21 protein-coding genes and 1 pseudogene are annotated in these 23092 nt (G+C 59.9%); 13 read left to right on the top strand and 9 right to left on the bottom strand.

The features are described 5' to 3' along the window. Positions 1 to 6 precede the first annotated feature (6 nt). Positions 7 to 1482 (bottom strand): tRNA guanosine(15) transglycosylase TgtA, encoded by a 1476-nt coding sequence (gene tgtA / locus C482_RS18545; protein WP_006169346.1) that lies wholly within the window; start codon positions 1480 to 1482, stop codon positions 7 to 9. A gap of 293 nt (positions 1483 to 1775) precedes the next feature. Here tgtA and C482_RS21585 point away from each other — a divergent pair, with 293 nt between their 5' ends. The 3 genes from C482_RS21585 to C482_RS18530 all read left to right on the top strand — a co-directional run bounded on the left by C482_RS21585 (position 1776) and on the right by C482_RS18530 (position 6607). Further along, positions 1776 to 3839 (top strand): hypothetical protein, encoded by a 2064-nt coding sequence (locus C482_RS21585; RefSeq protein WP_006169345.1) that lies wholly within the window; start codon positions 1776 to 1778, stop codon positions 3837 to 3839. A 635-nt stretch (positions 3840 to 4474) separates the two neighbouring features. Beyond that, positions 4475 to 5869 (top strand): hypothetical protein, encoded by a 1395-nt coding sequence (locus C482_RS18535; RefSeq protein ID WP_006169344.1) that lies wholly within the window; start codon positions 4475 to 4477, stop codon positions 5867 to 5869. A gap of 243 nt (positions 5870 to 6112) precedes the next feature. After that, the gene (locus C482_RS18530; RefSeq protein WP_006169343.1) at positions 6113 to 6607 is read left to right on the top strand and encodes a hypothetical protein; all 495 of its coding nucleotides are present in this window, start codon (positions 6113 to 6115) and stop codon (positions 6605 to 6607) included. Between the two features lie 164 nt (positions 6608 to 6771). Here the strand turns inward: C482_RS18530 and C482_RS18525 are convergent, their stop codons facing one another. Next, a complete protein-coding gene (locus C482_RS18525) occupies positions 6772 to 7398 on the bottom strand; it encodes an NUDIX hydrolase (RefSeq protein ID WP_006169342.1) in 627 nt (208 codons plus the stop codon). Positions 7399 to 7586: 188 nt separating this feature from the next. On the opposite strand from C482_RS18525, the gene C482_RS18520 reads away from it, so the two are divergent. Together C482_RS18520 and C482_RS18515 are read left to right on the top strand one after the other, a co-directional pair. Beyond that, the gene (locus C482_RS18520; RefSeq protein WP_006169341.1) at positions 7587 to 7862 is read left to right on the top strand and encodes a PadR family transcriptional regulator; all 276 of its coding nucleotides are present in this window, start codon (positions 7587 to 7589) and stop codon (positions 7860 to 7862) included. Between the two features lie 166 nt (positions 7863 to 8028). After that, positions 8029 to 8955 carry a hypothetical protein gene (locus C482_RS18515; protein WP_006169340.1) on the top strand — a complete coding sequence of 309 codons (927 nt, stop codon included), beginning with the start codon at positions 8029 to 8031 and terminating at the stop codon, positions 8953 to 8955. A 47-nt stretch (positions 8956 to 9002) separates the two neighbouring features. Here C482_RS18515 and C482_RS18510 read toward each other — a convergent pair whose 3' ends face one another. Beyond that, a complete protein-coding gene (locus tag C482_RS18510) occupies positions 9003 to 9311 on the bottom strand; it encodes a hypothetical protein (protein WP_049896980.1) in 309 nt (102 codons plus the stop codon). A gap of 115 nt (positions 9312 to 9426) precedes the next feature. On the opposite strand from C482_RS18510, the gene C482_RS18505 reads away from it, so the two are divergent. From C482_RS18505 to C482_RS18495, 3 genes are all read left to right on the top strand, one after another. Next, positions 9427 to 9714 (top strand): ubiquitin-like small modifier protein 1, encoded by a 288-nt coding sequence (locus tag C482_RS18505; RefSeq protein ID WP_006169338.1) that lies wholly within the window; start codon positions 9427 to 9429, stop codon positions 9712 to 9714. Positions 9715 to 9871: 157 nt separating this feature from the next. Then, complete coding sequence (locus C482_RS18500; protein WP_006169337.1) at positions 9872 to 10798, top strand: AzlC family ABC transporter permease; 927 nt, start codon at positions 9872 to 9874, stop codon at positions 10796 to 10798. Next, a complete protein-coding gene (locus C482_RS18495; RefSeq protein WP_006169336.1) occupies positions 10788 to 11105 on the top strand; it encodes an AzlD family protein in 318 nt (105 codons plus the stop codon). Before C482_RS18500 ends, C482_RS18495 begins: the two co-directional genes overlap by 11 nt. Positions 11106 to 11127: 22 nt before the next feature. On the opposite strand, the gene C482_RS18490 is transcribed toward C482_RS18495, so the two are convergent. Continuing rightward, complete coding sequence (locus C482_RS18490; RefSeq protein ID WP_006169335.1) at positions 11128 to 12789, bottom strand: ABC transporter permease; 1662 nt, start codon at positions 12787 to 12789, stop codon at positions 11128 to 11130. Next, positions 12790 to 13670, bottom strand: a pseudogene (locus C482_RS18485) (ABC transporter ATP-binding protein). It abuts the gene before it with no gap. Between the two features lie 133 nt (positions 13671 to 13803). Here C482_RS18485 and C482_RS18480 point away from each other — a divergent pair. Together C482_RS18480 and C482_RS18475 are read left to right on the top strand one after the other, a co-directional pair. Continuing rightward, positions 13804 to 14148: a hypothetical protein gene (locus C482_RS18480; protein ID WP_006169332.1), complete on the top strand. Its 345-nt coding sequence runs from the start codon at positions 13804 to 13806 to the stop codon at positions 14146 to 14148. After that, the gene (locus C482_RS18475) at positions 14149 to 14511 is read left to right on the top strand and encodes a hypothetical protein (RefSeq protein WP_006169331.1); all 363 of its coding nucleotides are present in this window, start codon (positions 14149 to 14151) and stop codon (positions 14509 to 14511) included. A gap of 132 nt (positions 14512 to 14643) precedes the next feature. Here the strand turns inward: C482_RS18475 and C482_RS18470 are convergent, their stop codons facing one another. The 4 genes from C482_RS18470 to C482_RS18455 form a co-directional block, all read right to left on the bottom strand. After that, positions 14644 to 15048, bottom strand: coding sequence for a carboxymuconolactone decarboxylase family protein (locus C482_RS18470; RefSeq protein ID WP_049896988.1), 405 nt, complete (start codon positions 15046 to 15048; stop codon positions 14644 to 14646). Positions 15049 to 15196: 148 nt separating this feature from the next. Beyond that, on the bottom strand, positions 15197 to 15847 hold the full coding sequence (locus C482_RS18465) for a metal-dependent hydrolase (RefSeq protein WP_049896979.1): 651 nt from the start codon (positions 15845 to 15847) through the stop codon (positions 15197 to 15199). Between the two features lie 143 nt (positions 15848 to 15990). Continuing rightward, the gene (locus C482_RS18460; protein ID WP_006169328.1) at positions 15991 to 17919 is read right to left on the bottom strand and encodes an aldehyde ferredoxin oxidoreductase family protein; all 1929 of its coding nucleotides are present in this window, start codon (positions 17917 to 17919) and stop codon (positions 15991 to 15993) included. Positions 17920 to 18121: 202 nt separating this feature from the next. Further along, positions 18122 to 18310 carry a DUF1328 family protein gene (locus C482_RS18455; RefSeq protein ID WP_006169327.1) on the bottom strand — a complete coding sequence of 63 codons (189 nt, stop codon included), beginning with the start codon at positions 18308 to 18310 and terminating at the stop codon, positions 18122 to 18124. A 278-nt stretch (positions 18311 to 18588) separates the two neighbouring features. Between C482_RS18455 and C482_RS18450 the strand changes: the two genes are divergently transcribed. The 3 genes from C482_RS18450 to C482_RS18440 all read left to right on the top strand — a co-directional run bounded on the left by C482_RS18450 (position 18589) and on the right by C482_RS18440 (position 22925). Beyond that, complete coding sequence (locus C482_RS18450) at positions 18589 to 19035, top strand: acyl-CoA thioesterase (protein ID WP_006169326.1); 447 nt, start codon at positions 18589 to 18591, stop codon at positions 19033 to 19035. A gap of 409 nt (positions 19036 to 19444) precedes the next feature. Continuing rightward, positions 19445 to 21895 (top strand): ribonucleoside-diphosphate reductase subunit alpha, encoded by a 2451-nt coding sequence (locus tag C482_RS18445; RefSeq protein ID WP_006169325.1) that lies wholly within the window; start codon positions 19445 to 19447, stop codon positions 21893 to 21895. A 37-nt stretch (positions 21896 to 21932) separates the two neighbouring features. Then, a complete protein-coding gene (locus C482_RS18440) occupies positions 21933 to 22925 on the top strand; it encodes a ribonucleotide-diphosphate reductase subunit beta (protein WP_006169324.1) in 993 nt (330 codons plus the stop codon). Positions 22926 to 23092: the final 167 nt, after the last annotated feature.

Raw genomic sequence — 23092 nt, 5'->3', positions numbered from 1 at the left:
TGCCGATCACTCGGAAGTGAGGTCAACCAGTTCGACCGCCGCGGGCACCGTCTCGAGTACCGCCGTGGGCCAGCCCCGGTGTGCCAGCGTGAACTCGGTGTCCGGATTCGTCTCGACCAGCCGTGTCACTCCCTCTGCAGCGGCCTCGAGTGCCGCACGATCAGTCCGATCCGGCACCTCGGCCGTAAGCGGGTAGCTCTTCGAGAGCGCTCGCGGGAACGGCCCGAACGGCGGCTCGACGCGCCAGGAGTCGTCGAACTCGTCGCCTCGCGGCGAATCACCTTCCGTCAGGAGCAGCGAGTCCGGCACCGAGAGCCGATCGAGTCGCTGGTGATGTCGCAGGACCTCAGGTCGGCGCGCGCTCTCGTGGGACGTGTAGAAGAACGCGCCCTTCGAAACCGGATCCGTCTGCTCGAGTGCCGTCGCGTGATCAAGCAGCGCTCGGTAGCCGTCGAGCATCGTCGGGTGGGCGCGAGCGCGCTGCTCGACGAGTTCGAGCAGGTTGCCGGCGCGGATTGCCTGCTTGATCCGGCGGATTTCGGCGAACGTGACGTGGAGGTTGTGAGCGGCGAGTTCTTTTTCACGCTCCTTGTCCGGGAGTTCGCGGATGTCGGCTGGCGAGTTGGCGGCACAGACAGGACAGGAACACGGGAAGTACTCCAGCTCATCGAGATTCCGGGTGCCGCGAACGGTGAGGTAGCGGTCATCGCGCGCGTAGAGAGCGTAGGCTGCAGAGTCAAAGAGATCACAGCCCATCGCGGCGGCGAGTGCGAACATCATGGGGTGGCCGGCACCGAAGAGGTGGACCGGTGCGTCGGCACCCAGGCCGCGCTTTGCGGCGGCGACGGCGTCGACCACGTCGTCGTAGCGGTAGTCGTTCATCAGCGGGACGACCGCGCCGACGGGGAAGACATCCAGCTCGGTCGCGTTGGCGTGACGGCCCGCTTCCTCTCGGAGGTCCGGGTAGGTCGAGCCCTGGACGGGTGCGGTGACGAGCATCTCACCCGTGTCAACGTCTTCGGCGGCGTCGAGGCGTTCCTGCGTCGTCGCAAGTTCCTCCTCGGCCCGCTCGCGAGGGACGTCCGGCGGTGTCGGAATGTCGACCGGCGTGCCGATATCCGAGCCGGTCGCGTGCTGGAATTCCAGGATTTCCTCCGTGGTGACATCGATATCGCCGTACTCGGCGAGCTGGAACGAGCCCGAGTCGGTCATGATCGCGCCCGGGAACTCAAGCAGTTCGTGGAGCCCCTTCTCGAGTGCCTCCTCGCGGACATCGTCGGTACCGTGGATGATGTAGGAGTTCGTGATGAGAATTTCAGCGCCGAACTCGTCGGCGAGCCGACGGGGGCTGATCGTGTCCAGATTCGGGTTGATCACTGGCAGTAGGGCGGGCGTTTCGACGGTGGTGTCGGCTCGCGGAACGGTCAGTTCGCCGAGCCGGCCGCCAGCGTCGGTCTCCCGGATTTCGAAGCACTCACGCATCGACAGTGTGTTGACGAGCGAACCAGTAAACGTTCCGTTCTCCGGGCGTTTGCTGCCAGCGGGTCGGCCGGGATCGCTCTGGCGGCTGGTGTGTGTCCAGCTTTGATGGGCGTGTTCTCGCGTACGGGCCGACTCGTCTCAGGCGACGATCTTCGCAGCTGATGACAGTCACACGACCGCTAATGAAATGGGTCATTAGCGACGATTGCACGGCTTCTAACTGGCATTTCCGTCCTGACATGACTGAAACAGTCAGCTTGTTTTAGCCGCTCGCATGGGGAAGCCCCGGGCGCATGGTTTCACGATCACAGCAACTCGGTGTCGTTTTCGTGGCGCTCTTGGTCGCGCTGTCGGGGGGTCCTGCCCTCGCTGGCGGATCGGGACCAGCCGCAGACGACACTGAGGACGGAGACATGGGCGCGACGGTCGAGAACGCACAGGTAGGCACACTCGAGTTAGACGAAGTCACAATCGAAGAGGCGACGATCGAGGAGTTGACTGTCGAACAACTCGATGTTGACGACGAGCAGCTTCATGCGTTACTCGGCGATGAGCACGTAGAGGCTGATGGGCCCGGTGTAGACGATGAGAACGGTATCGACGACGTTGACGACAACGGTGTCGACGATGCCGATGACGAGTACGAGGACGATGGCCTCGATGAGAATGGTGTCGAGGATAACGGTGTCGAAGACGACGACCTCGACGAGAACGGCGTTGACGAGAACGGTATCGATGACGCCGACGAGATGGATCACGTCACCATCTCCGACATCCAGATCGACCAGCTCGTTCTGACCGACGTCTCCATCGAGGATGTCGAGTTTGAACACGAGGACGAGATGATGGATGAAGATGTCGCCGAGGAGGCAGATGAGGACGTCGTTATCGACGAGGATGAGGCCGTCGACGATGACGGTCTCGAGGACGACGCCCTCGACGAGAACGGCGTTGACGACAATGGTGTCGACGACGCTGATGACGAGTATGACGACAACGGTGTCGATGAGAATGGCCTCGACGATGACGGCCTCGACGAGAACGGCGTTGACGACAACGGCGTCGAGGATGACGAGTACAACGACCACGACCTCTTTGATGAGGACGTTGGCGAACTCGTCGTTCAGGACCTCACCATCGAGTCAATGAGCGTCTCGCAGCTCACGATCAACGATCTCGCCGTCGAAGACGAAATGGTTGATGACGAGCTCGACGACGAGCTCGATGTTGACGAGGAAGAGGACGTTGAAACTGACGACGACCTAGTGGATGATGAGGACGACGAGCTGGTAGACGAGGATGATGAGATGGTCGATGATGACGAGGTGACCGACGACGAGGACCACACCGGTGCCTGCTGCGGTGCAGCGGATGACGACGCGGAGAACGGTGTTGACGAGAACGGCCTCGATGACACCGACGATGCATACGATAACAACGGCGTCGAGGACAATGGCGTCGATGACGACGAGTACGATGACAACGGTGTCGACGACACCGACGACCTCGACGACACCGATGTCCACGAAATCGATCAGCTCACGATCGAACAGTTCACCGTCGACGAACTCACCATCGAATCGATGACCGTCAGCGCTATCGACGACACGGTGGACGACGGCGTCGACACCGACGACCTCGACGAGCCAGAGGAAGAAGCCGCACCTGACGAAACCGACGACGAGTACGAGACTGACGAGAACGGCGTCGCTGACGACGGTGTGGACGACGAAAACGAGGTTGTTGTCGACAACGGTAACGATGAGGCAGTGACCGAGTGCAATGTCGATGATGCAGCGACTGACGACGACGCAGCACACGACGACACGAAGGCAGACTACGATGACCACGATGACCACGACGACATGGATGCCCACGATGACGAGTACGACGACAAACATGACGATGCGCACGATGACAAGCACGACGAGAACAACGCGGTAGATGACGGACACGACGAGAAACACGACGACAAGCACGCAGACGATGACCACACCAACGGTCACGACGACCACGCAGAGAACGGAGACTACGCAGACGACAACGACTACGAGGAGAACGGCGTCGATGACAACGGACTCGACGACAACGGACTCGAGGACGACGGCATTGACGACAATGGTGTCGACGACACCGACGACCTCGATGAGACCGACGACGTAACCATCGCGTCACTCTACGCATCATCGATCACCGTTGGCGATGCCACCGCCGACAGCGTCACAGTCGGAGACGCAACCGGAATCGACGACGAACCTGTCGACGACGAACTTGATGACGAGCTCGACGATAACGAGTACGATGACGATGACGACGAGTACAACGACAACGACGAAGAGTACGCACTCGCCGTCTAACGAACACAAAAACCAATAGTCGGACACCCAGACAGTCGACCGACACAGCAGGGCAGTGCAGGGGCGATCACCCGGTCGGCCGCCGCTATTTTTAACTACGACATGTGGCGACAGACGACAGACCTCGATACAGCTCTCGACACAGGCCTGACTCCAGCAGTATCTTCTGGCTAGTTCCTACTCGAGTACCGTGTCACGTTCTGGTGTACTTTCCAGTTGATGTGGAGTCTGATTTGTGAGGTCTGGCTCTGGTGGCTGCTGCTTGTTACCCGTCGTTTGTTGCTTGTTGGCCTGTCACCTTTCCTGTCGCCCGAACCCAACCACACCTGTTGCTACTCGAGTTGTCGGCAGTCTGTGTTCTACCCGTAACGGTCACGGTTTGACGACGGTTGTCCGATCAGACATGCGTTTGCCGGGAGTAAATGAGTGGTTCCAATAATCCAGTGGCAGCCGCAGGCACAAACACAATTCGTCCCGAATCGGTTGGTGCGATTGTCACCGAAATTCTTCTCTGTCGGTGACATGATGAACGAGTGATTAGCGACGATTGCAGCGGTTCTAACTGGACTTTTCGCTCTGATAAGCCTGTAACAGTCGGCTCGTTTTAGCCGACAGTAGGCGGTACGTCAGTTCGCATGGTTTCACGACCACAACAACTCGGAGTCGTCTTCGTCGCACTGCTAGTCGCACTGTCGGGGGGTCCTGCCCTCGCCGGGGCGACAGCACCCGCGCAGGACGACACCGGAGACATGAGCGCAACACTCGAGAACGTACAGGTTGGCACACTCGACCTCGATAACGTTACGGTCGAGGATGCCACCATCGAGGAGCTAAACGTCGATCAGTTCGACGCTGACGCTGAAGAACTCGAAGAGGAACTGGACGAGAACGACGAAGCAGATGATGCGGATAACGGCGTCGATGACAACGACAACGACGCCGCTGACGACGAAAATGCCGTTGACGACAACGACGAGAACGGCGTTGACGACGAAGAAGTTGAAGAAGACGCTGAGTCTGTCATGATCTCTGACATCGAGATCGAACACCTCGAACTCGAGGATGTCTCAATCGATGATCTCGAACTCGATGAAGATGAGATGGAAGACGAGATGGACGATGAGGAACTGGATGAGGATGACGACGCTGACGTCGACGACAACGACGACACCAACGCGGACGATGAGGACAACGGTGTCGACGATGAGGACAACGGCGTTGATGACAACGACGACGCCGCTGACGACGAGTTCGACCTCTTCGATGAGGATGCCGACGAGCTGACCGTCAACGAACTCACCATCGAAACCATGGATGTCGATCAGATGACGATCGACAACCTGGAAATCGAGGATGACGACGGTATCCTCGACCAGATCGGTGACTTCTTCGACGGCATCTTCAACGATGATGACGAGAACGACGAGGTAGATGACGAGGACAACGGCGTCGATGACAACGACGACGTCGCTGATGACAACGGCGTCGCTGACGACGAAGACGACGCAAACGGTGAGGAACTCGAGCACCTGACCATCGAACAGTTCGATGTTGACGATGTCACCATCGACTCGATGACGGTCGAGTCACTCGAGGAGGCCGACGAGGATGACACCGACGACACCGAAGCAGATGACGAAGACAACGGTGTCGACGATGAGGACAACGGTGTCGATGACGACGAGAACGACGAGAACGACGAGAACGACGAGAACGACGAGAACGACGAGAACGACGAGAACGACGAGAACGACGAGAACGACGAGAACGACGAGAACGACGAGAACGACGAGAACGACGTAACCGACGAGGAAACCGTCTCACACGCGAGCGCATCCTCGATCTCGATCAGTGACGCAACGGCGGAGACCGTCACGCTCGGTGACGCTTCCGATCTCGAAGACGTGACCGCTGAAGAGGACGAGATTGACGATGACGATGAGATGGATGATGATGATGACGACACCGACGAGAACAACGGTCTCGACGATGACAACGACGACCAGAACTCCATCGCGATCCTGGGCTAAGCTGGCTCTGGATCGATAGCACGCGCGCAGTATGAACCACGAACCCGGATGCGAATCGCGTCCGGATGCGATCTGTTTTTTGCGGTGTACAAGGATGACCAGTTCGAGAACCGCTCGTCACTAAGCGTCGGACTGACGGATTCAGCTCGTTCCATCAGTTCGACCGGTCCGACAGATCAGAAGACAACACGATCCACACAGGAATACATATTTGTCACGTCAACGAAAATAACCGCCTAGGCTATGCGCCGACGCAGCTTTCTCGCAGTGCTCGCTGCTAGCATTGTCGGTATTGGTGGCGGATACGCGGCAAGTAAGCGAGTTGCACCTGCGGGTCGTATCACGCGCCGGACCGTTACCGGAGTGACAACCGACGACAGCGGAACACAGCGTCAGGAGGATATCCTCACTGAGCAAATTTCGGAGATGGATCCCACCACGGTCGAAATCCGAATCCATCAGGACTTCCACGATACATTGTCTCCCGATCGGTCAAATACCATCGACACGACGCTGCACGAGCGGTTTTCGGACCGATACGACGATGTCTGGTACCACGCACGGCATTATTGTGACCCGGATTCCAACGGCAACTCTCCCTGTAGTTCGCCTCGACTCTCGCGGCCAGATTTCAACGACGCTGTGATTGATGCCGAGGTCCGGATGGTGTACCGTGATCACCCGTGGGCGTCCGTCGTCTGGGTATCGTCGCAGCCCGGCGACTATACGGTAGACTGAGTACGCTTCCCGGCCCCGCACCCACGGCGGTTCACCCGTCCCTCTCCGTCCAAAACGAGAACCCGGCCAGAACAAGAGGTGCGACCTGGATACGGATCCGTAGTCGTATGCGTTGGCCTCTACTGTGTGCCACACCAAGTATCGCCCCGCTACTCCTGTTCTCTCTATCTGTCTCTTTTTTCCTCTCTCGATCTTGTCGCATCGTCGTCGCCACCCATATTCACACCACCGGCAAACATCTCGTCCGTCCGCGACAACAAATAGTACGACACCGCCAGAACCAGCCGCCCATCACGGATCTCACCAGCTCGGAGCGACTCAAGTACCGTCTCGAAGGCAACCGGTTCGACGCGAATGCTCTCGTTGTGGTCGAGTTCCTGTTCGGCGGTCGGCTGACAGTCCTCGGCGACAAAGACGTGCAGGACGGAGTCGGCGATTCCATTGGCGGGTTCGACGGTGACGAGCGGTTCCATGCGGTCGGCTTCGTAGCCGGTTTCCTCGCGGAGTTCGCGACGGGCGGCGGCTTCGAGGTCGGTGTCGTCTGGTTCGGTACCGCCGACGGGGAGGCCACGATTGACGCGGGAGACGGCCTGTCGCCACTCGTCGATACAGACGACGTTGCCGTCGGCTGTGAACGGGAGGATACAGACGCTCGACGGTTCAGAAAGATAGTCGAACTCGGTTTCGGTGCCGTCGGGGAGCCGAACGGACTCGTTAACGATATCGAAGCCCGGGCAGGTGTACGCTACCTCTCGGTCGGTAGTTTCCCAGGCGAGCGGATCAGTTGGCATACCGTCCGGTACGGCGCAGTCTGGCAAAAACGCGGCGTCACGATGACAAACGACATCTACCCTGAATCTATCGCCGGCTAAATCAACGGGTGGACGGGCTATGCAGTCCGTTCTGCCCACCTCAGCAGCCGTACTGGCTCTATAACAAAGCCACGAATGGATGAAGGTTGCAATTCAGAGGATGATCCATGGATCAGTTAACCGGATTTCAGCGTGATTTGCTGTACGTAATCGCAGGGAAGGATCGACCGTCCGGCCAAGAGATTCTCGACGATATCAATCGGTATATCGACCAGCCGGTCACTCACGGACGGCTGTATCCGAATCTCGATACACTCGTCGAGAAAGAGCTCGCCGAGAAGGGGCAACTCGACCGCCGGACGAACTACTACGCACTGACACCGAAAGGACGACGGATCTTACAACGCCGTCAGGAGTGGGTCAACCAGTACGTCGACGTCTGAACGCACTCCTGACGAGTTTCAACCACTTCTCACGCACGGACACTGCTGTCACTGGTGGGACTACTGCTGTCACTGTTTGGACACACCACTGTCTAGCTCTCCGAACCTGTAACTCTCGGTCCTCCCGTACCTACTTGTGCGTCTGGCCCACTCGTTAGACCGCTTAATGACGGAACAGAGCCGTAACGCGCTCACTCGCTGGGTGCACCTGAGAGGGAACCGAATGCTGGTCGCCGTGCTCGCGCTGGCCTGCCTCTCGATACTGGCCGGCGTTGCCGGATTTGGACCCGTCCGCGAGAACCACTCGCCGCTGTACTACCTGCTCGGCAGCCTCGTTGCCGGCAACATTACACTCATCACCGTCGTCGTCTCGATCAACCAGCTCGTCATCTCGCGTGACTTCGGCACACCGGGCGAACTCCAGCGCGAGATCCAAGAAACGCTTGCATTCCATCACAGCGCGACCAACGGCTCGGCCGCCTCACTCACACCTGCCGGTTTCCTCCGAGCCGCGATCGCCGACCTCGATAGGACGACTGCGGAACTCGGTGTCGACGCCTCTGACGAGACACCGCTTCAGGAGTCATTACTCGCCGTTCGGGAACGCCTACAGGCACACACCGACCGTGTTTCAGCATGTCTCGGCTCCGATGACGACAGTCTCCGCACCGTCGTCCTCGCTATCTACCCCGTGCGCTATCTCGACTATGTACAGGACCTCTACTCGATTCAGGCGGCCCATACTGCAACCAGTTCCGCTCACACCGACGACCGCCTCGCCCGAACTGTGGTTGCACTCGAGTCCCTCGACATCGCGCGGTACTATTTCCTCTCGATGTACATCCAGCAGGAACTCTCGCGGCTGTCGCGGCTGCTCGTCTATACGGGGCTACCGGCGATCGCGCTGGCTAGCGGATCGCTAGTGCATCTCGGCGGGTACGACGGCGGTGCGACGCTGTCGCCGCTGTCGACTACGATTGTAACGGGCACGATTCTATTCGGTCTGTTTCCGATCACGTTGCTCGCGGCTGCCGTGCTTCGAATCTCGACGATCGCACAGTCGATATCGATTACGCCGTTCGATCCGAACTGAAAAGCTGGCAGCCGTGGGCTGTGGTGAACGACGGGAATTGGTGTTGCTCAGTTCTCGTTTTCGTCTTCGTCCTCGTCCTCGCTGTTCGCATCTGCTCCATTTTCGTTGTCTGTCACACCTGTTCCCGCGTCACCCTCCTCCTCCCCGTTCTCCTCTTCGTCTTCGTCTTCGTCTTCATCTTCATCTTCGTCTTCGTCTTCGATATCTTGCCCATTCCCGGTCCCCTCTTCGGCTTCTGGTTCGCCATCCTCATCTTCCGGTGCGGTATCCCCACACCCCGCGATGAGCAGCGCCGAAACCGTCACGCCAGCCATTCCGAGTACCCGTCGTCGCGTTTGGCCATGTTCGCCCGTCATACTCGCTTTTCCCTACGGGCGCGAATAAACGCTGAGCCGACACCTGCGTGCCCGCTCACGGTCCCGTGTCGTCACAGACGCCCGAACTTATGTCGAATCCGCTCAATTAGCGTATATGGAACTCACACTCCGCTTCTTTGCGACGTACCGCGAGGCAGTCGGCGAGAAGGAACGCACCCGAACCGCCGCCGCCGACGCAACCGTCGGCGATGTCCTCGCCGACCTCGAGTCACAGTACGACGGCCTCGACGGGCAGCTACTCGAGTCCGGTGTGATTCGCCCGCAGTTGAGCGTCCTCAAGAACGGGCGGGACGTGACACACATGGCGGGTGCGGAGACGGACCTAGAAGATGGCGACGTGGTGTCGGTGTTCCCGCCGGTCGCGGGCGGTGGACGGCCGTAGCTGTGAGCAGCCCCAAGCTGTATTGCTGGCGGTGAGTGAGTCGTCCACAGCAATTTCATGGAGTCTGTTTTCAACGTCCAATGGATCCGGCCGCTCCTGCCGGCTTTCGAGACTGCTTTACGCGTCGGTCCGCCGAGAGAAAGCGAAGAGTGATCGAATGGAGAGGAACCCAGAGAACGACGTGTATCCCACGCAGGAGCGATCTGACCGAGAAACCGAGGATGCGACAGCGGGTGCGGACGAGTCGGAGACCGTAACTAGAACGGAGTCGACGGCTGTGTCTAGTGTCGGTCCCGATTCTGGTCCTGGCCCTGATCCTGGCCCTGATCCCGCTCCCAATTCAACGCCAGGCTCCGGTTCCGTCGCCAGTGCGGAGACGGATCTGGACCCAGACCCCGAAACCGTCACGTTCGGCTGGGAAGGCGTTCGAACCGGCTTTCTCACCTGTCTCCCTGTCGCACTCGGCGTTGGCGGCTACGGCATCGCCTTCGGCGTGCTCGCCAATCAGGCTGGCCTGAGCGTTGCCGAGGCCGTGCTAATGAGCGCGACCGTCGTTGCCGGGGCCTCACAGATCGTCGCCATCGAACTCTGGGGAGATCCGATTCCGATCGCTGCGGTGCTCGTCACGACGTTCGCGATCAACCTCCGATACTCGTTGATGGGCGCAGCGCTCCAGCCGTGGTTCAAACACCTCTCGGCGTCAAAGGTCTACGGGAGTCTCTTCGTGATGGCCGACGAGAACTGGGCGTTGACGATGCGAAACCTCCGATCAGGAGACGGTTACGGCGCGTTCCTTCTCGGAAGCGGGTTCGCCGTCTGGCTCTTCTGGGTCGGTGCAACCGTCGTCGGTGCCGTCGCTGGCGGTGTCGTCGGCGACCCGACCGAGTACGGCTTCGACTTTATCCTCGCGGCCGTCTTCCTCGCACTCGCCGCCGAACTCTGGGAGGGAAAATCCTCGCTCGTCCCGTGGACTGTCGCACTCGCAGCCGCCATCGTCGCCGCGGAACTCGTCCCGGGTCGGTGGTACATCCTGCTCGGCGGGCTCGCAGCGGCCGCCGTCGAGGTGATCCGCTATGATCAGTGACGCGCTGTCGCTCGACCCGCTCGTCGTCGGTGTCATCCTTGGGATGGCTGCCGTCACGGTTCTCACCAAGGTCGGCGGCATCTGGATCGTCCGCCGCTTCGAACTCAGCGATCGACTCGAGGCCGGGCTAAACGTCCTTCCGGGTGCGATCGTGATCGCCGTTCTCGGCCCGGAACTCGTGAACGGTGGGCCGGCGGAGTGGGGTGCCGCGGTCGTCGTTCTGGTCGTCATGTGGCGTACCGAGAGCATTCTGCTCGCGCTGTGTGCCGGCGTGCTCTCGGTCGTAGGCTTCAGAGCACTTCTTTGATGGCCCAGACTGGTTGCTTCGGCTACGTTTGACGCCACCGATACCCGAGCGCAATGGTGAGCGCGACCAGTCCGATGGCACCGAATAGTAGCGGCGTTACAGTTCCGACTGTTTCGGTGGTTGCACCAGCGAAGTCGAGCGGTGGGACACCGTTAACGAGGCCGATGTACCAGAGTAAGAGGTAGCCAAGTTCGAACACTCGCCGCGTGTGGCTCCAGAGACCGAGCGCTTGCGCGACCGAGGGAACGAAGACAATCGCGCCAACCAACACGACGATTCCGTCGAGTCCTGTCTCCAGAATCATCGGCCAGAGTGTCACACCGAAGAAGGCGGCCGCCACGAGCGCACCGGCAGCCCACTCTGCGAGGAGCTGGCGGTACGGTTGTTTCGAAGCGACGATGAAGGGCGTGATACGGTGCCGGGCCGTTCGATATCCCATCCCTGACCAGACGAACAACGGCCAGATTGCCGCAATCGGGACGAGTACCTCGGGTGGTGCAGAACCACTGAGCCCAACGGCAGCGATGAGGACAGTGCCGGCATACCACCATCGGGGGTAGCCCCGGGTTAGCAACTTCAGTTCCTGAGCGAACAGTCGACCGAAGCCACCAGCAGATCGATCCGTGACTGGTGTCAGCGAGACATCTGTTGGGTTGACCACCCTTGGTGTGCTTGCGTTTTCGCTGGCACGGAACGGGTTGCGAAAGCGCGAGAAAATCGATGGCGTAAACCGAGCAAATCGATTACCCAGCGTCCAACTCATCGATCCTTCGCTCGAGTTGTACCGCTCGTATGGAAGCGTCGCGACGAGTACCAATCCAAGCCCAATCACCGCCAGTCCGAGACGATTCGCATAGAACCAGCCAGGCCACGAACTGCCGTCCCATTCGAAGGTGATGACCTCGCTACCGGTTGCCCCAGCCCCGTAGTTTGCCACCGGCGGCCCATCGTATTCAGGTGCAACCGAGAGAAGCGCCTCGAACGTCAGTTCACCTGCTACAACGAGGCCGACTAAGTCGACAGCCCGAATCCAAGACGGAATCGATCCTGTTCCTCCATCATCTGCCGTGAACGCCGCTGCGACGAGTGACAACAGCATGGCCGCGCCGAAGAAGTACACTACGTTTCCGACCGTCCCGCGTAGCCGCGTGGTAGACTGAAAGACGAGCGTCACGCCGGCAACGAAACACCCCATTGGGAAGCCAATGAGGAAGACTGAACCAACAATCCAGACGGGGTCAGTCGTCCCGTCGCCGTGAAGTGCATGATTGGTGAGTGCAGCGACGGCCAGCGTCAATAACAGGACACTGACGACTCCGACGTGGCTAAGCCACTTGCCGAGCAGGTACGAACAGTTTGAAACCGGTGTACTCGCGAGCAATTCATCGAACCCGGTCGTTCGATCTCGCCTGAGCGAACTCGCAAGGATATAGTAGCCGAAAAACAGCACGAACGTCGCCCCGGTCAACCCCGTCGTGAGTCCAACGTACGGTGCGGTTGGTTCGCCGCGGTAGTCAACCGTCTCGCCGGCGACGGTATCCTGATACAGAAGTTCGAACGTCCCAACGTTCAGCTGATAGCCGACGTACGCAACGATCGCCACGACGATCAACAACCGACGAGAGTGTGCGCGCTGTCGGAGATCTGCCCGTGCAACGGCGGTCGCAACCGAAACAGTTCGCATTCACGACACCCCTATTGTCCGCGGCCCAATATGATCGAGATACGCGTCTTCGAGCGTCGGAGTGACGCATTCAGCGTCCGGTGTTGGTCGCTCCTCGGCAATGAGCCTGACCTGAACACTGTCAGCCTGCTGCACGGTACTCGAGACGAGGTAGCGTTCACGAAGCGTCTCGACATCTTTGCGCGGGGCGTGACACTCGTAGACGTTGCCGTCGGTATCGCTGATGAGGGATTCGGGATCGGTATGGGCACGGAGTTCACCGCCGTCCAAGAGCGCAACACGGCTCGCTGTCGCCTCAATGTCGGGGACGATATGCGTCGAAAGGAGGACCACGCGATCACTCGCGGCCGACGAGAGCACGTTCCGAATCTGCACACGTTTTTCGGGATCGAGCCCGACGGTCGGTTCGTCGACGATCAGCAACTCGGGATCGTTAAGCAATGCTTGCGCGATACCGACACTCTGGCGCATCCCACCGGAGAACGTGCGAAGTTTCTTGTCTGCCGCCTGCTCCATACCCGTCAGTGCGAGCAGTTCGCTGGTGCGAGCACTGGCCGTCTCTCGATCCAGCCCACGCAATGCGGCGATGTACTCGAGAAACTCCCTGGCAGTCAGGTCAGGATAGACGCCAAACTCTTGCGGAAGGTAGCCAAGGATGTCTCGAACAGCGTCGGGTGAGTCAGAGACGTTGGTTCCGTTCCAGTCGATGGTCCCCGTCGTTGGCTCCGACACAGTCGTGATGAGCCGCATCAGCTCGATTTCCCGGCACCGTTGGGACCAAGCAAGCCATGGATTCCCGTGTCCAGTTCGAGGTCGACATCGCGGACGCCCCACACATCCGCGCTGTAGCGCTTTCCGACGCCGTTCAGCTGGAGAGCCATTGTCAGCTCTGATGAATACCTCGCCCAAAAATGTTTTGATGGATACATTTATCTCGGCCAGCGACAGCCATCCAACGCGATCACGGCGGGGGTCGGCATGCGACTTTATTCGTCTAGGCTGCGAACCGACGCTATGACACGGCGGATTGAGCGTTCCTTTCGCGGCATCTCTGAGCGACTTGCCATCCGCTATCTGACGAACCTCGGCGGTACGCAGGTCGAGAGTACTGATGACACGGTAGTCAAAGGGGACTGGTGGCGGGCAGCCATTTCGTCCGAATCCGTCAGTATTGGCCCCACCCTAACGCTGACAGAGGTAACAGTCGTTTTCGAGAGCGACGGAAAGGGACACGAGACTGACGACGACGGTGATCGATCTGAGACCAACGCGAACACAGCGACAACAACGACCACAACTGACCCTCTCGAGGCACTCGTTGAGGACTTCGCCCAGAAAGCCATGCGTGCAGGTGGCTAGATGACCGAACCCGGCGATCCAATAGACGGCCAAATCCTCCTGCTCACGGCCGCCAAAGCGAGTGTCCCACCGGAGCAACTGCCCACCCTCGTCGACCGAGCACAAACACTCCTTGCGCCCCGACGCGAGCGCTACCGCCACGAATTCGAGTGCATCCACACTGATGCCGACCGCGAGGCCTTCCTCGTCGGGTGGGGCCACTGGGACAATCTCGGCGAGGAACTCGAGTTGACCGAGCGAGAGACGGCAGCGGTACGGCGAGCACACGAGGAGCAAATACGCCGAATCGGCCGCCGACAGGACCGCGAGGAGGAGTTCGAGACGGCGTTCGAGATTCGGGAGCCGGTGCTTATCGCGCAGTAACTGGCTCTGGCAGGCACTGGCTGGCTTTGGTGGCTTTCACTCCGAAGAATCTGCTGACGGCAGCCCTCTCGTGCAGCCGCCAGTTACGTCGAGGCGTACGCGAGTCGCTTCGCTCACGATCACTGTCTGGACTCAGTCGTCACCGGCCGCCGCTGCCTCTTGCTCCTTGAGGTGGTCGACGATTTCAGCCGTCTCGGCGGTAAACTCGTCCATATCCATCTCGTTGCCGTGCAGGGTCGCCGAGAAGTAGCGGGTCGTGCTAGCGAGTGAGACCGCCTCCTCCAGTTCGGCCTCGCTCACGTCGGCCAGCCGTGCCTCCTCGCGGTGGAAGTGCGTGCAGTACGGACACGAGATGGCTGCGGCGACACCGACACCGATGAGTGCCTTCTCACGTGGGGAGAGTTCTGTCTCACCGAGGCTAAGATCTCGGAAGAGTCCCCAGCTGTGGTCGTCTGCGGGGGCTGCGATGTGTTCCATCCAGCTCGGTACCTGGCCGAGTGTCTGTTCGATTTCTTCCTGGGTATCTGGTGTTGTCATGGTCGGGGCCTCCATTGGTGCCTACAGGCTGCTGTCGTAGATAGGCATTCGTTAGAAGTGATGCAGTAACTGCCCGGCGTGCACGGCGTGCACTCGAGTCGGTGGGTGGGTTCGATTCACTGTCTGCGACTCGGTGGGTGCGTCGTAGCTACTGTTTCCGTCGTTGCTGGTCTGACCGTCGCTGCTCGCCGGCCGATGCGATCCACTCCGGCACCACTGCGACGACGGGTGCTGGGAGTCGCTCTAGCAGCCACTCACCCAGTCGAGCCAGCGGGTGTCTGAGCGCGGCGTACCCGATCGAAACCAGGAGCAACACCACGACTGCCCACTCGATCGTCGCGTTCGCGTCGAACACAAACAGCGCGGGAAACGCGAGCACCGCCGCCAGCGCGAGATCCGACGGCGCACCGTCGTAGCGAATCCAGCGCCGCGGCGCGAGCCACCGGCCGTGGTAGTGGCTGTAGACCGCCCGATCTGAGGTGCCGAGCCAGGGTTTGAACTCGAGTCCGCAGCCAAACAGATCCATGACGGAGTGCAGGCCGGCGGCAACGAGGAAGACGGCGAGCGCGACGGTGAGGTCGCTCGGCGCGAGAACGGCGACGAGCGACGCGGGCGCGGCGAGTACCCAGTAGTAGACGGGAAAGTGAAGCGTGCGACGATGGCCCGCCGCGAGGTCAACATCGGGAAAGAGGCCGCCAAGGATCGCGGCGACGGCGGCGACGGTGCCGAACGCGGGAGAGATAGTCGCGATGGTGGCGGCGAACGCGAGCCCGGCGAGGGCGTGGGTCGTGGCCATCATCCTGCGTCTATTCGTGGTTGGGGCGGGGCTGGTATAGCAGCATCGGGTTCTGTGTTTGTGGCCGAATCCCTCTGGCTGTCACAGTGCTCCAGACAGGACACAGCACCACAATCGCGCTGGGATGGAAAAACCGCAGGAGGTGATCAGTCGTCTGCCGGTGCCGGCGAATCGCCCGCGGAGACACCCGTCCCCGGCCCAATATCGATCTCGAGGGCTGCGAGTTTCTCGTCGGGCACGACGCCGTCGACCCAGCCGCGGTGGTCGTAATACTCCTCCTTCATCTCCTCGAGTTCGCAGAACTCGCCCTCGCTCGCGCCCTGACCAGGGATACCGTCCTCTCCCTCGAGGAAGCGCGCCGGGAGCGAGTCGTCAGCGCCGTCGAAGCCGACGAGGTTGTTGTAGTAGCGCTCTAAGTTGTAGATGCGTTCGCCGGCTTCGAGCAGTTCCTCCTCGGTGACGTCGAGGCCGGTCATGCCGTTGTACTGGAGCACGTACTCCTCGATGCCTTCTGCGAAGGCGTTGAACTTGCAGATGTCGAACGAATCGCTGATGGCGTGCAGATCCTGGAAGGCGGCGGTGAGTTCGCCCTTCCCCTCGTACTCGTAGGGGTCGACCTTCTCAGGGATGCCCAGAATCTCTGCGGCGGGTGTGTATCCACGCAGGTGGCAGGCCCCACGGTTCGAGGTGGCGTAGCCGATACCCATCCCCTTCATGCAGCGCGGGTCGTAGGCCGCGATGGTCTGGCCCTTCACCGCGAGGGAGTTGTCGTGAGCCTCCTTGCGATCCGCGACGCGGCGTGGCCCCTCTGCGAGCAGGTCGGCGAGGTCGTCCTCGCGACGGGCGATCCGCTCGATCAGGTCGATCATGGTCTCCGTGTCGCCCCACTCGAGTTCGCCCTCTTCGTCGAGTTTTCCTTCGTCGGTCATCTCCATGGCCATCGCCATCATATTGCCCGTGTCGATGGTGTCGACACCCATGTCGTTACAGCGGTCGAGCATGAGCGCGACGGCGTCACGGTCGGTGTGGCCGGAGTTCGGGCCGAGCGCGTAGGCGGATTCGTACTCGTAGGATTCGGTGCGGACGTTCATCTCCTCGCCCTTGTGCATCGCTTGCACTTCGACTTCCTTCTTGCAGGCGACTGGGCAGGAGTGGCAGGTGGGTTCATCGACGAGGATGTTCTCGCGGACGTTCTCTCCGGAGACGCGTTCGGCGTCGATGTCGACGCCTTCCGCATCGCGCATGGCTTCAGTCGAGGTGTAGCGGCCGTTTTTCGTCGGCAGGCCGTCCATCTCCTCGCCGATGTTCATCAGGACGTTCGTGCCGTACATCGAGAGGCCGCCCTCGTTCGGCGCGGTGACTTCGGATTCCGTGATCGCCTGCATCGCCTGCTGGTGGCCCTCGCGGAACGTCTCCTGATCGGCTGGCTGGGGCATCTTCGTCGTCGACTTGATGACGATCGCTTTGAGGTTCTTCGACCCCATGACACAGCCCGTGCCGCCGCGGCCCGAGGCCCGGTCGTCCTCGTTGATGATACAGGCGTATTTGACCTCGTTCTCGCCGCCGGGGCCGATCGCCATCAACGAGAGGTTCTTGCCGTAGCTGCCGTCGATCTCCTCCTCGAGTTGGTCGCGCGTCTCGTGGACGCCCTTGCCCCAGAGATGGCTGGCGTCCCGGAGTTCGACCTCACCGTCCTCGACGTAGGCGTAGACGGGGTCGTCGGCCTCACCTTCGACCAGTAGGCCGTCGAAGCCGGCCCACTTCAGGCGTGCGCCGGACCAACCGCCATGGTGGCTGTCGGTGACGGTGCCGGTCAGTGGTGACTTCGTACAGACGGCGATCCGGCCGCTCATCGTCACCTGTGTTCCCGAGAGCGGACCGTTCATGAACGCGAGCAAGTTGTCCGGCCCAAGCGGGTCGACGTCTGGCCCCTGTTCGAATACGTGCTTTACACCAAGTCCGCGTGCACCGATGTACTTCCGTGCGTCCTCCTCGTCGATTGACTTGTAGTCAACCGAGCCATCGGACAGATTGATGCGCGCGAGCCGATCCTGAAAACCACCGAGTTCGGTCATAGTAATCGCTCTCCATTTAATAGGTGGTCAAGACTGTTAGTTGTTCACACCCGTACGTAATGGATTTTGGTTACGGCGATAGTTGTGACCGTCGGACCCACCGGTCTCATGGCCCGGCTAGCAGTCCATAGCAACGCCGCTGCCGGGTTGTTACGTGTACTCGACCAACCGTGGGCACGTCACGAAAGCACTGTGAGGCGAGTTATAACAGGAGTGCGATGACCGCCAACACGATGAACACCAGTACGAAGATCCGTGCGATCTCCATCGAGATTCCGGCGACACCTCTGGCACCGACCGCGGCCGCGATGATTGCGAGGACGAAGAAGACGATTGCCCAGTACAGGAACCCATCACCGGCGAGCTGGAGCGGTGGCGCGAACTCGTACATGGAGCCGGCTATCACCCCGTCCTACATAAACGCCGAGGACTGTCAATCAGAGTTTGCGGTGCTAGCGTTGGACTACAGCCCAGTAAGGTCTTGTTCTCTGCTCTCACAGTCTCCGTGAACCTACGTCCGCCGTAGCAGTAGCGACACCTGCTCTAAAACAAATAAGCTTTCACTAGAGAAAACTAGGTAGTATTTTGTAAGTGGGTTGCCGACGACAGTGTATGTCCACTACTCAATCCGTGAATTCGACGGCTACCCTGCAACGCTCATACACAGAGATGAGCGAGATTCTGATGCCGAACGATACGAACAACCTCGGTCGGGCACTCGGCGGGTCGGTGCTCCACTGGATGGACATCTGTGGTGCAATCGCTGCGCGGCGGTTCTCCCGTCGGCAGGTCGTCACAGCAGCGATGGATCACGTGGATTTCATCGCCGCAATCGAGCTTGGTGATATCGTCACCACGACCGCCTATGTGTTCGAGACTGGCCGCACGAGTATGGACGTGAAAGTCGATGTCTACACAGAACGACCGGATCGAGGAGAGCGAAATGAAGCGGCAACGTCGTTTTTCAGCTTCGTCGCGCTTGATGAATCCGAGACTCCTGCGTCTGTGCCTGCACTTCGCTGTCCAACGGAGTCACAGACCGAACTCCGAGCGATTGCGCTGGAACAACGACAGGCTCGACGACGTGAGCTCGCTGAGCGGACGACGGAGCCATAGCCACTATAGTAACAACTGCAACTAGTTACACACTAATCGTACAGCCGTCGATTGATCAGGTGTGCATTGACTTGCAGTGGCTACTATAGTAACTGCTGACTGCTGTTTCCAACCTCCCCGTTTTGACACAGATCACGACAGGAATGGATAGACCCATCCGTCCAAAAACAATCTAATTTGTTCTTGTGAAAGTAGGGTTGGAAAGCTTTATGTGGCAGTCGACAACACCAGCTATTGCAGTCGAAGCCTCTCTCATCCCCTCTCTGAAGGGGACCAGCGGCACCGCGTAGTGACAACGATGTGTAGTACCAACGATCAACGTGGGACCCTCATCAGGTACCGATACGTCCCTACCGGTTTGGGCCGCTGAAACGGCGACTTGCAGCGACGGACCACTAACGACGAATCTATGACCCACCACTCATCACCCACACAGACCCTCGATATCGACGCAGTACTAGATCGCGCTCTGTCGGACCAGCCGTCCGTCCTCTCATCGGCAGATCGAGCGCAGTTGGTTACCGAAATCGAACACAGCCTCTACGACGAGGCATCCCTCGATGAGTGCTACCAGGCCATCCTTCAGGCCCTCACCGCACGCATCGAGCGCGAGCCAGCGTACAAACAGATCGCTGCTGCGGTCTTTCGGCAACGATACTATCGCAATCTTCTCGGTGAGGATCTTACCGGTGCCGCGCTCGATCATGCCTACCGCGAAACGTTCGTCACCAACATCGAACGAGCCGTCGAACTCGACCTGCTCGACGAGCGGCTTCTCACCCGCTTCGACCTCGAGGAGCTGGCGACGGCTCTCGAGATCGAACGCGACGAACACTTCGAGTATATGGCGATGGAGACACTGTCTCAGCGGTACTTCCTCAAGACTGAGGAGCACGGTGAGCACCTCGAACTCCCGCAAGCGTTCTGGATGCGGATTGCCATGGGCCTTGCACTCGAGGAGGACGACCCACAACAGCGAGCGATCGAGTTCTATGACGTGCTCTCGTCACTCGAGTTCACGCCGTCGACGCCGACGCTGTTTCACAGTGGATCGCCCCATCCACAGCTGTCGTCGTGCTACCTGACAACCGTACAGGATAGCCTCGAGAACATTTTCGACTCGTACAAACACCACGCACAGCTCTCGAAGTGGAGCGGTGGGCTCGGAAACGACTGGACGAATCTTCGGTCCGCGGGCTCGCTGATCGAGAGTACGGGCGTCGAGTCGACCGGTGTGGTGCCGTTCCTCCGGATCAGCAACGACGTGACCTCGGCGATCAATCGGTCGGGGAAACGTCGCGGCGCAGCGTGTGCCTACCTCGCCTGCTGGCATCTGGACTTTCCTGCGTTCACTGATCTGAAGCGAAATACCGGTGACGAGCGCCGACGGACGCCGGACATGAACACTGCCGCATGGATTCCGGACCTCTTCATGAAACGCGTCGACGCGGACGAGGAGTGGACGCTGTTCAGCCCAGACGAAGTGCCGGATCTTCACGACCTGTCAGGTGAAGCGTTCGAAGAGCGCTACCGCGAGTACGAACGACAGGCAGAGAACGGCGATCTCAGGCAGTACGAGCGCATCGACGCGGCCGAACTTTGGCGGACGATGCTCACGCGACTGTTCGAGACCGGCCATCCGTGGCTGACGTTCAAAGACCCCTGTAACGTCCGCTCGCCGCAGGACCACGTCGGCACGGTCCACTCCTCGAACCTCTGTACGGAGATCACGCTCAATACGAGCGCGGACGAACACGCCGTCTGTAACCTCGGCAGCGTAAATCTCGCGACACACGTCTCCGACGGTGAACTCGACCGCGAGCACCTCGCTGACACCATCGAGACGGCGATGCGGATGCTCGACAACGTCGTCGACCTCTGTTTCTACCCAACCGAGGAGGCGGAACGGTCGAACATGCGCCACCGGCCGATCGGACTCGGCACGATGGGATTCCACGACGCGCTGATGGAACTTGGCATTCCAATGCACTCAGCTGACGCGGTCGAGGCCGCCAACCGCTGGCAGGAGTTCGTCTCTTACCACGCCATCCTGAATTCGTCGAAGCTCGCCAGCGAGCGCGGGGCCTACCCCTCCTACGAGGGCTCGAAATGGGACCAGGGCCTGCTCCCACAGGATACCGTCGACCTGCTCGAAGCCGAACGCGGCCGCGAGATTCCGACCGACCGCGAGGAATCACTCGAGTGGGATGTCGTCCGCGAGCACGTCGCCGAACACGGAATGCGCAACTCGAACACGATGGCGATCGCACCGACGGCAACAGTCTCCACGATCAACGGGACGACGCCGTCCATCGAGCCGATCTACTCGAATCTGTACGTGAAGTCGAACATGTCGGGCGATTTCACGGTTATCAACGACAAGCTTGTCTCGGACCTGAAGGCACGTGATCGCTGGGACGACGAGATGGTGGACCGACTCAAATTCCACGACGGGTCCGTGCAGGAGATCGATAGCATCCCAGACGACCTCCAGGAGTTGTATCGTGGTGCGTTCGAGATCGATCCTCGTCACCAGCTTCGACTCACCGCACACCGACAGACGTGGATCGATCAGTCGGTCTCGCACAACGTCTTTTTCCCGTCGACCGACGGCTCGCTCCTCGACGATGTTTACCGGACCGCCTGGGAACTGGGGCTGAAGACGACGTACTATCTCCGCACGCTCGGTGCCTCCCAGATCGAGAAATCGACCCTGGATATGGCCGAGTACGGGAAGACCCAGCACCGGGACGACGACTCGACTGGCACACTCGACGACGATAATTCGGAGACTGACGACGCTGACAGCAGCGATGAGCTCTGTCGCGTCGACGATCCAACCTGTGAGGCCTGTCAGTAACGCACCATCTCGAACTCATTGCTACATACAACCACAGATGCCACTCATTAACACCGACGCCGAACACGACCCGAACAAGATCCTCCCGATCGACTACGACTGGGCGCGCGAGTACTACGAAGCGGGAGTGAACAACAACTGGGTTCCCGAAGAAATCCCGATGCAAGACGACGTCTCCCAGTGGAACGGTGACGCCCTCACCGACGCCGAGCGCCAGCTCGTCGAATGGAACCTCGGCTTCTTCTCGACCGCCGAATCGCTCACCGCGAACAACATCGTGCTCGCGGTGTACGACCACGTCACCGCCCCGGAGTGTCGCCAGTACCTCCTTCGACAGGCCTACGAAGAGGCGATCCATACGGACACGTTCATCTACTGCTGTGACTCGCTCGGATTCGAACCGGACTACATGTACGGCATGTACGACCGCATTCCATCCATCGCAGAGAAAGACGAGTTCGTCATCGACCTTACTCGAGTAATCAACCAGAACGGGTTCGTCATCGAGACTGACGAAGACCTTCGGGACTTCCTTCGTGATCTCGTGGGGTTCTACGTCATCATGGAGGGTATCTTCTTTTACGCCGGCTTCGCCATGATGCTCGGGCTCAAACGCCAGAACAAGATGGTCGGGATCGGCCAGCAGTTCGAGTACATCATGCGCGACGAGTCCCTCCACGTTGGGTTCGGCGTCGATCTCATCGACCAGATCCGAACGGAGAACCCGGGTGTCTGGACCGATGCGTTCGGTGACGAGGTGGTCGACCTTATCACCGAGGCCGTCGAGCTAGAGAAGATCTACGCCTACGAGGCGTGCCCGGACGAAATACTCGGGATGAGTGCCGACCAGTTCGCCGAGTACGTCGAGCATATCGCCGACCGCAGACTGGGCCAACTCAACCTCCCGACGCAGTACGGCACTGACAACCCGTTCCCGTGGCTCTCCGAGCAGGTCGACCTCAACAAGGAGAAGAATTTCTTCGAGACACAGGTGACCGAATACCAGAGCGGTGGCAGTCTCGACTGGTAGCGCTACTTCAGGCTGTCTTCTCCCCGTTCAGTGTTCCCACGATTCTCGGACCTCCCCATCTGAAACGACTAGTTGAGGGGCAGTGTCTAGTTAGGCCAGTTTGAGAAGTGAGCAGGTCGTAGAGTTAGTTTGGAACAATGCTCGTAGACCTGCTCAGCGAGAGCTAC

The organism is Natrialba chahannaoensis JCM 10990 (assembly GCF_000337135.1).
In the GTDB taxonomy this organism is placed as follows: domain Archaea; phylum Halobacteriota; class Halobacteria; order Halobacteriales; family Natrialbaceae; genus Natrialba; species Natrialba chahannaoensis.
This window is presented reverse-complemented; position numbering and strand designations above follow the sequence as displayed.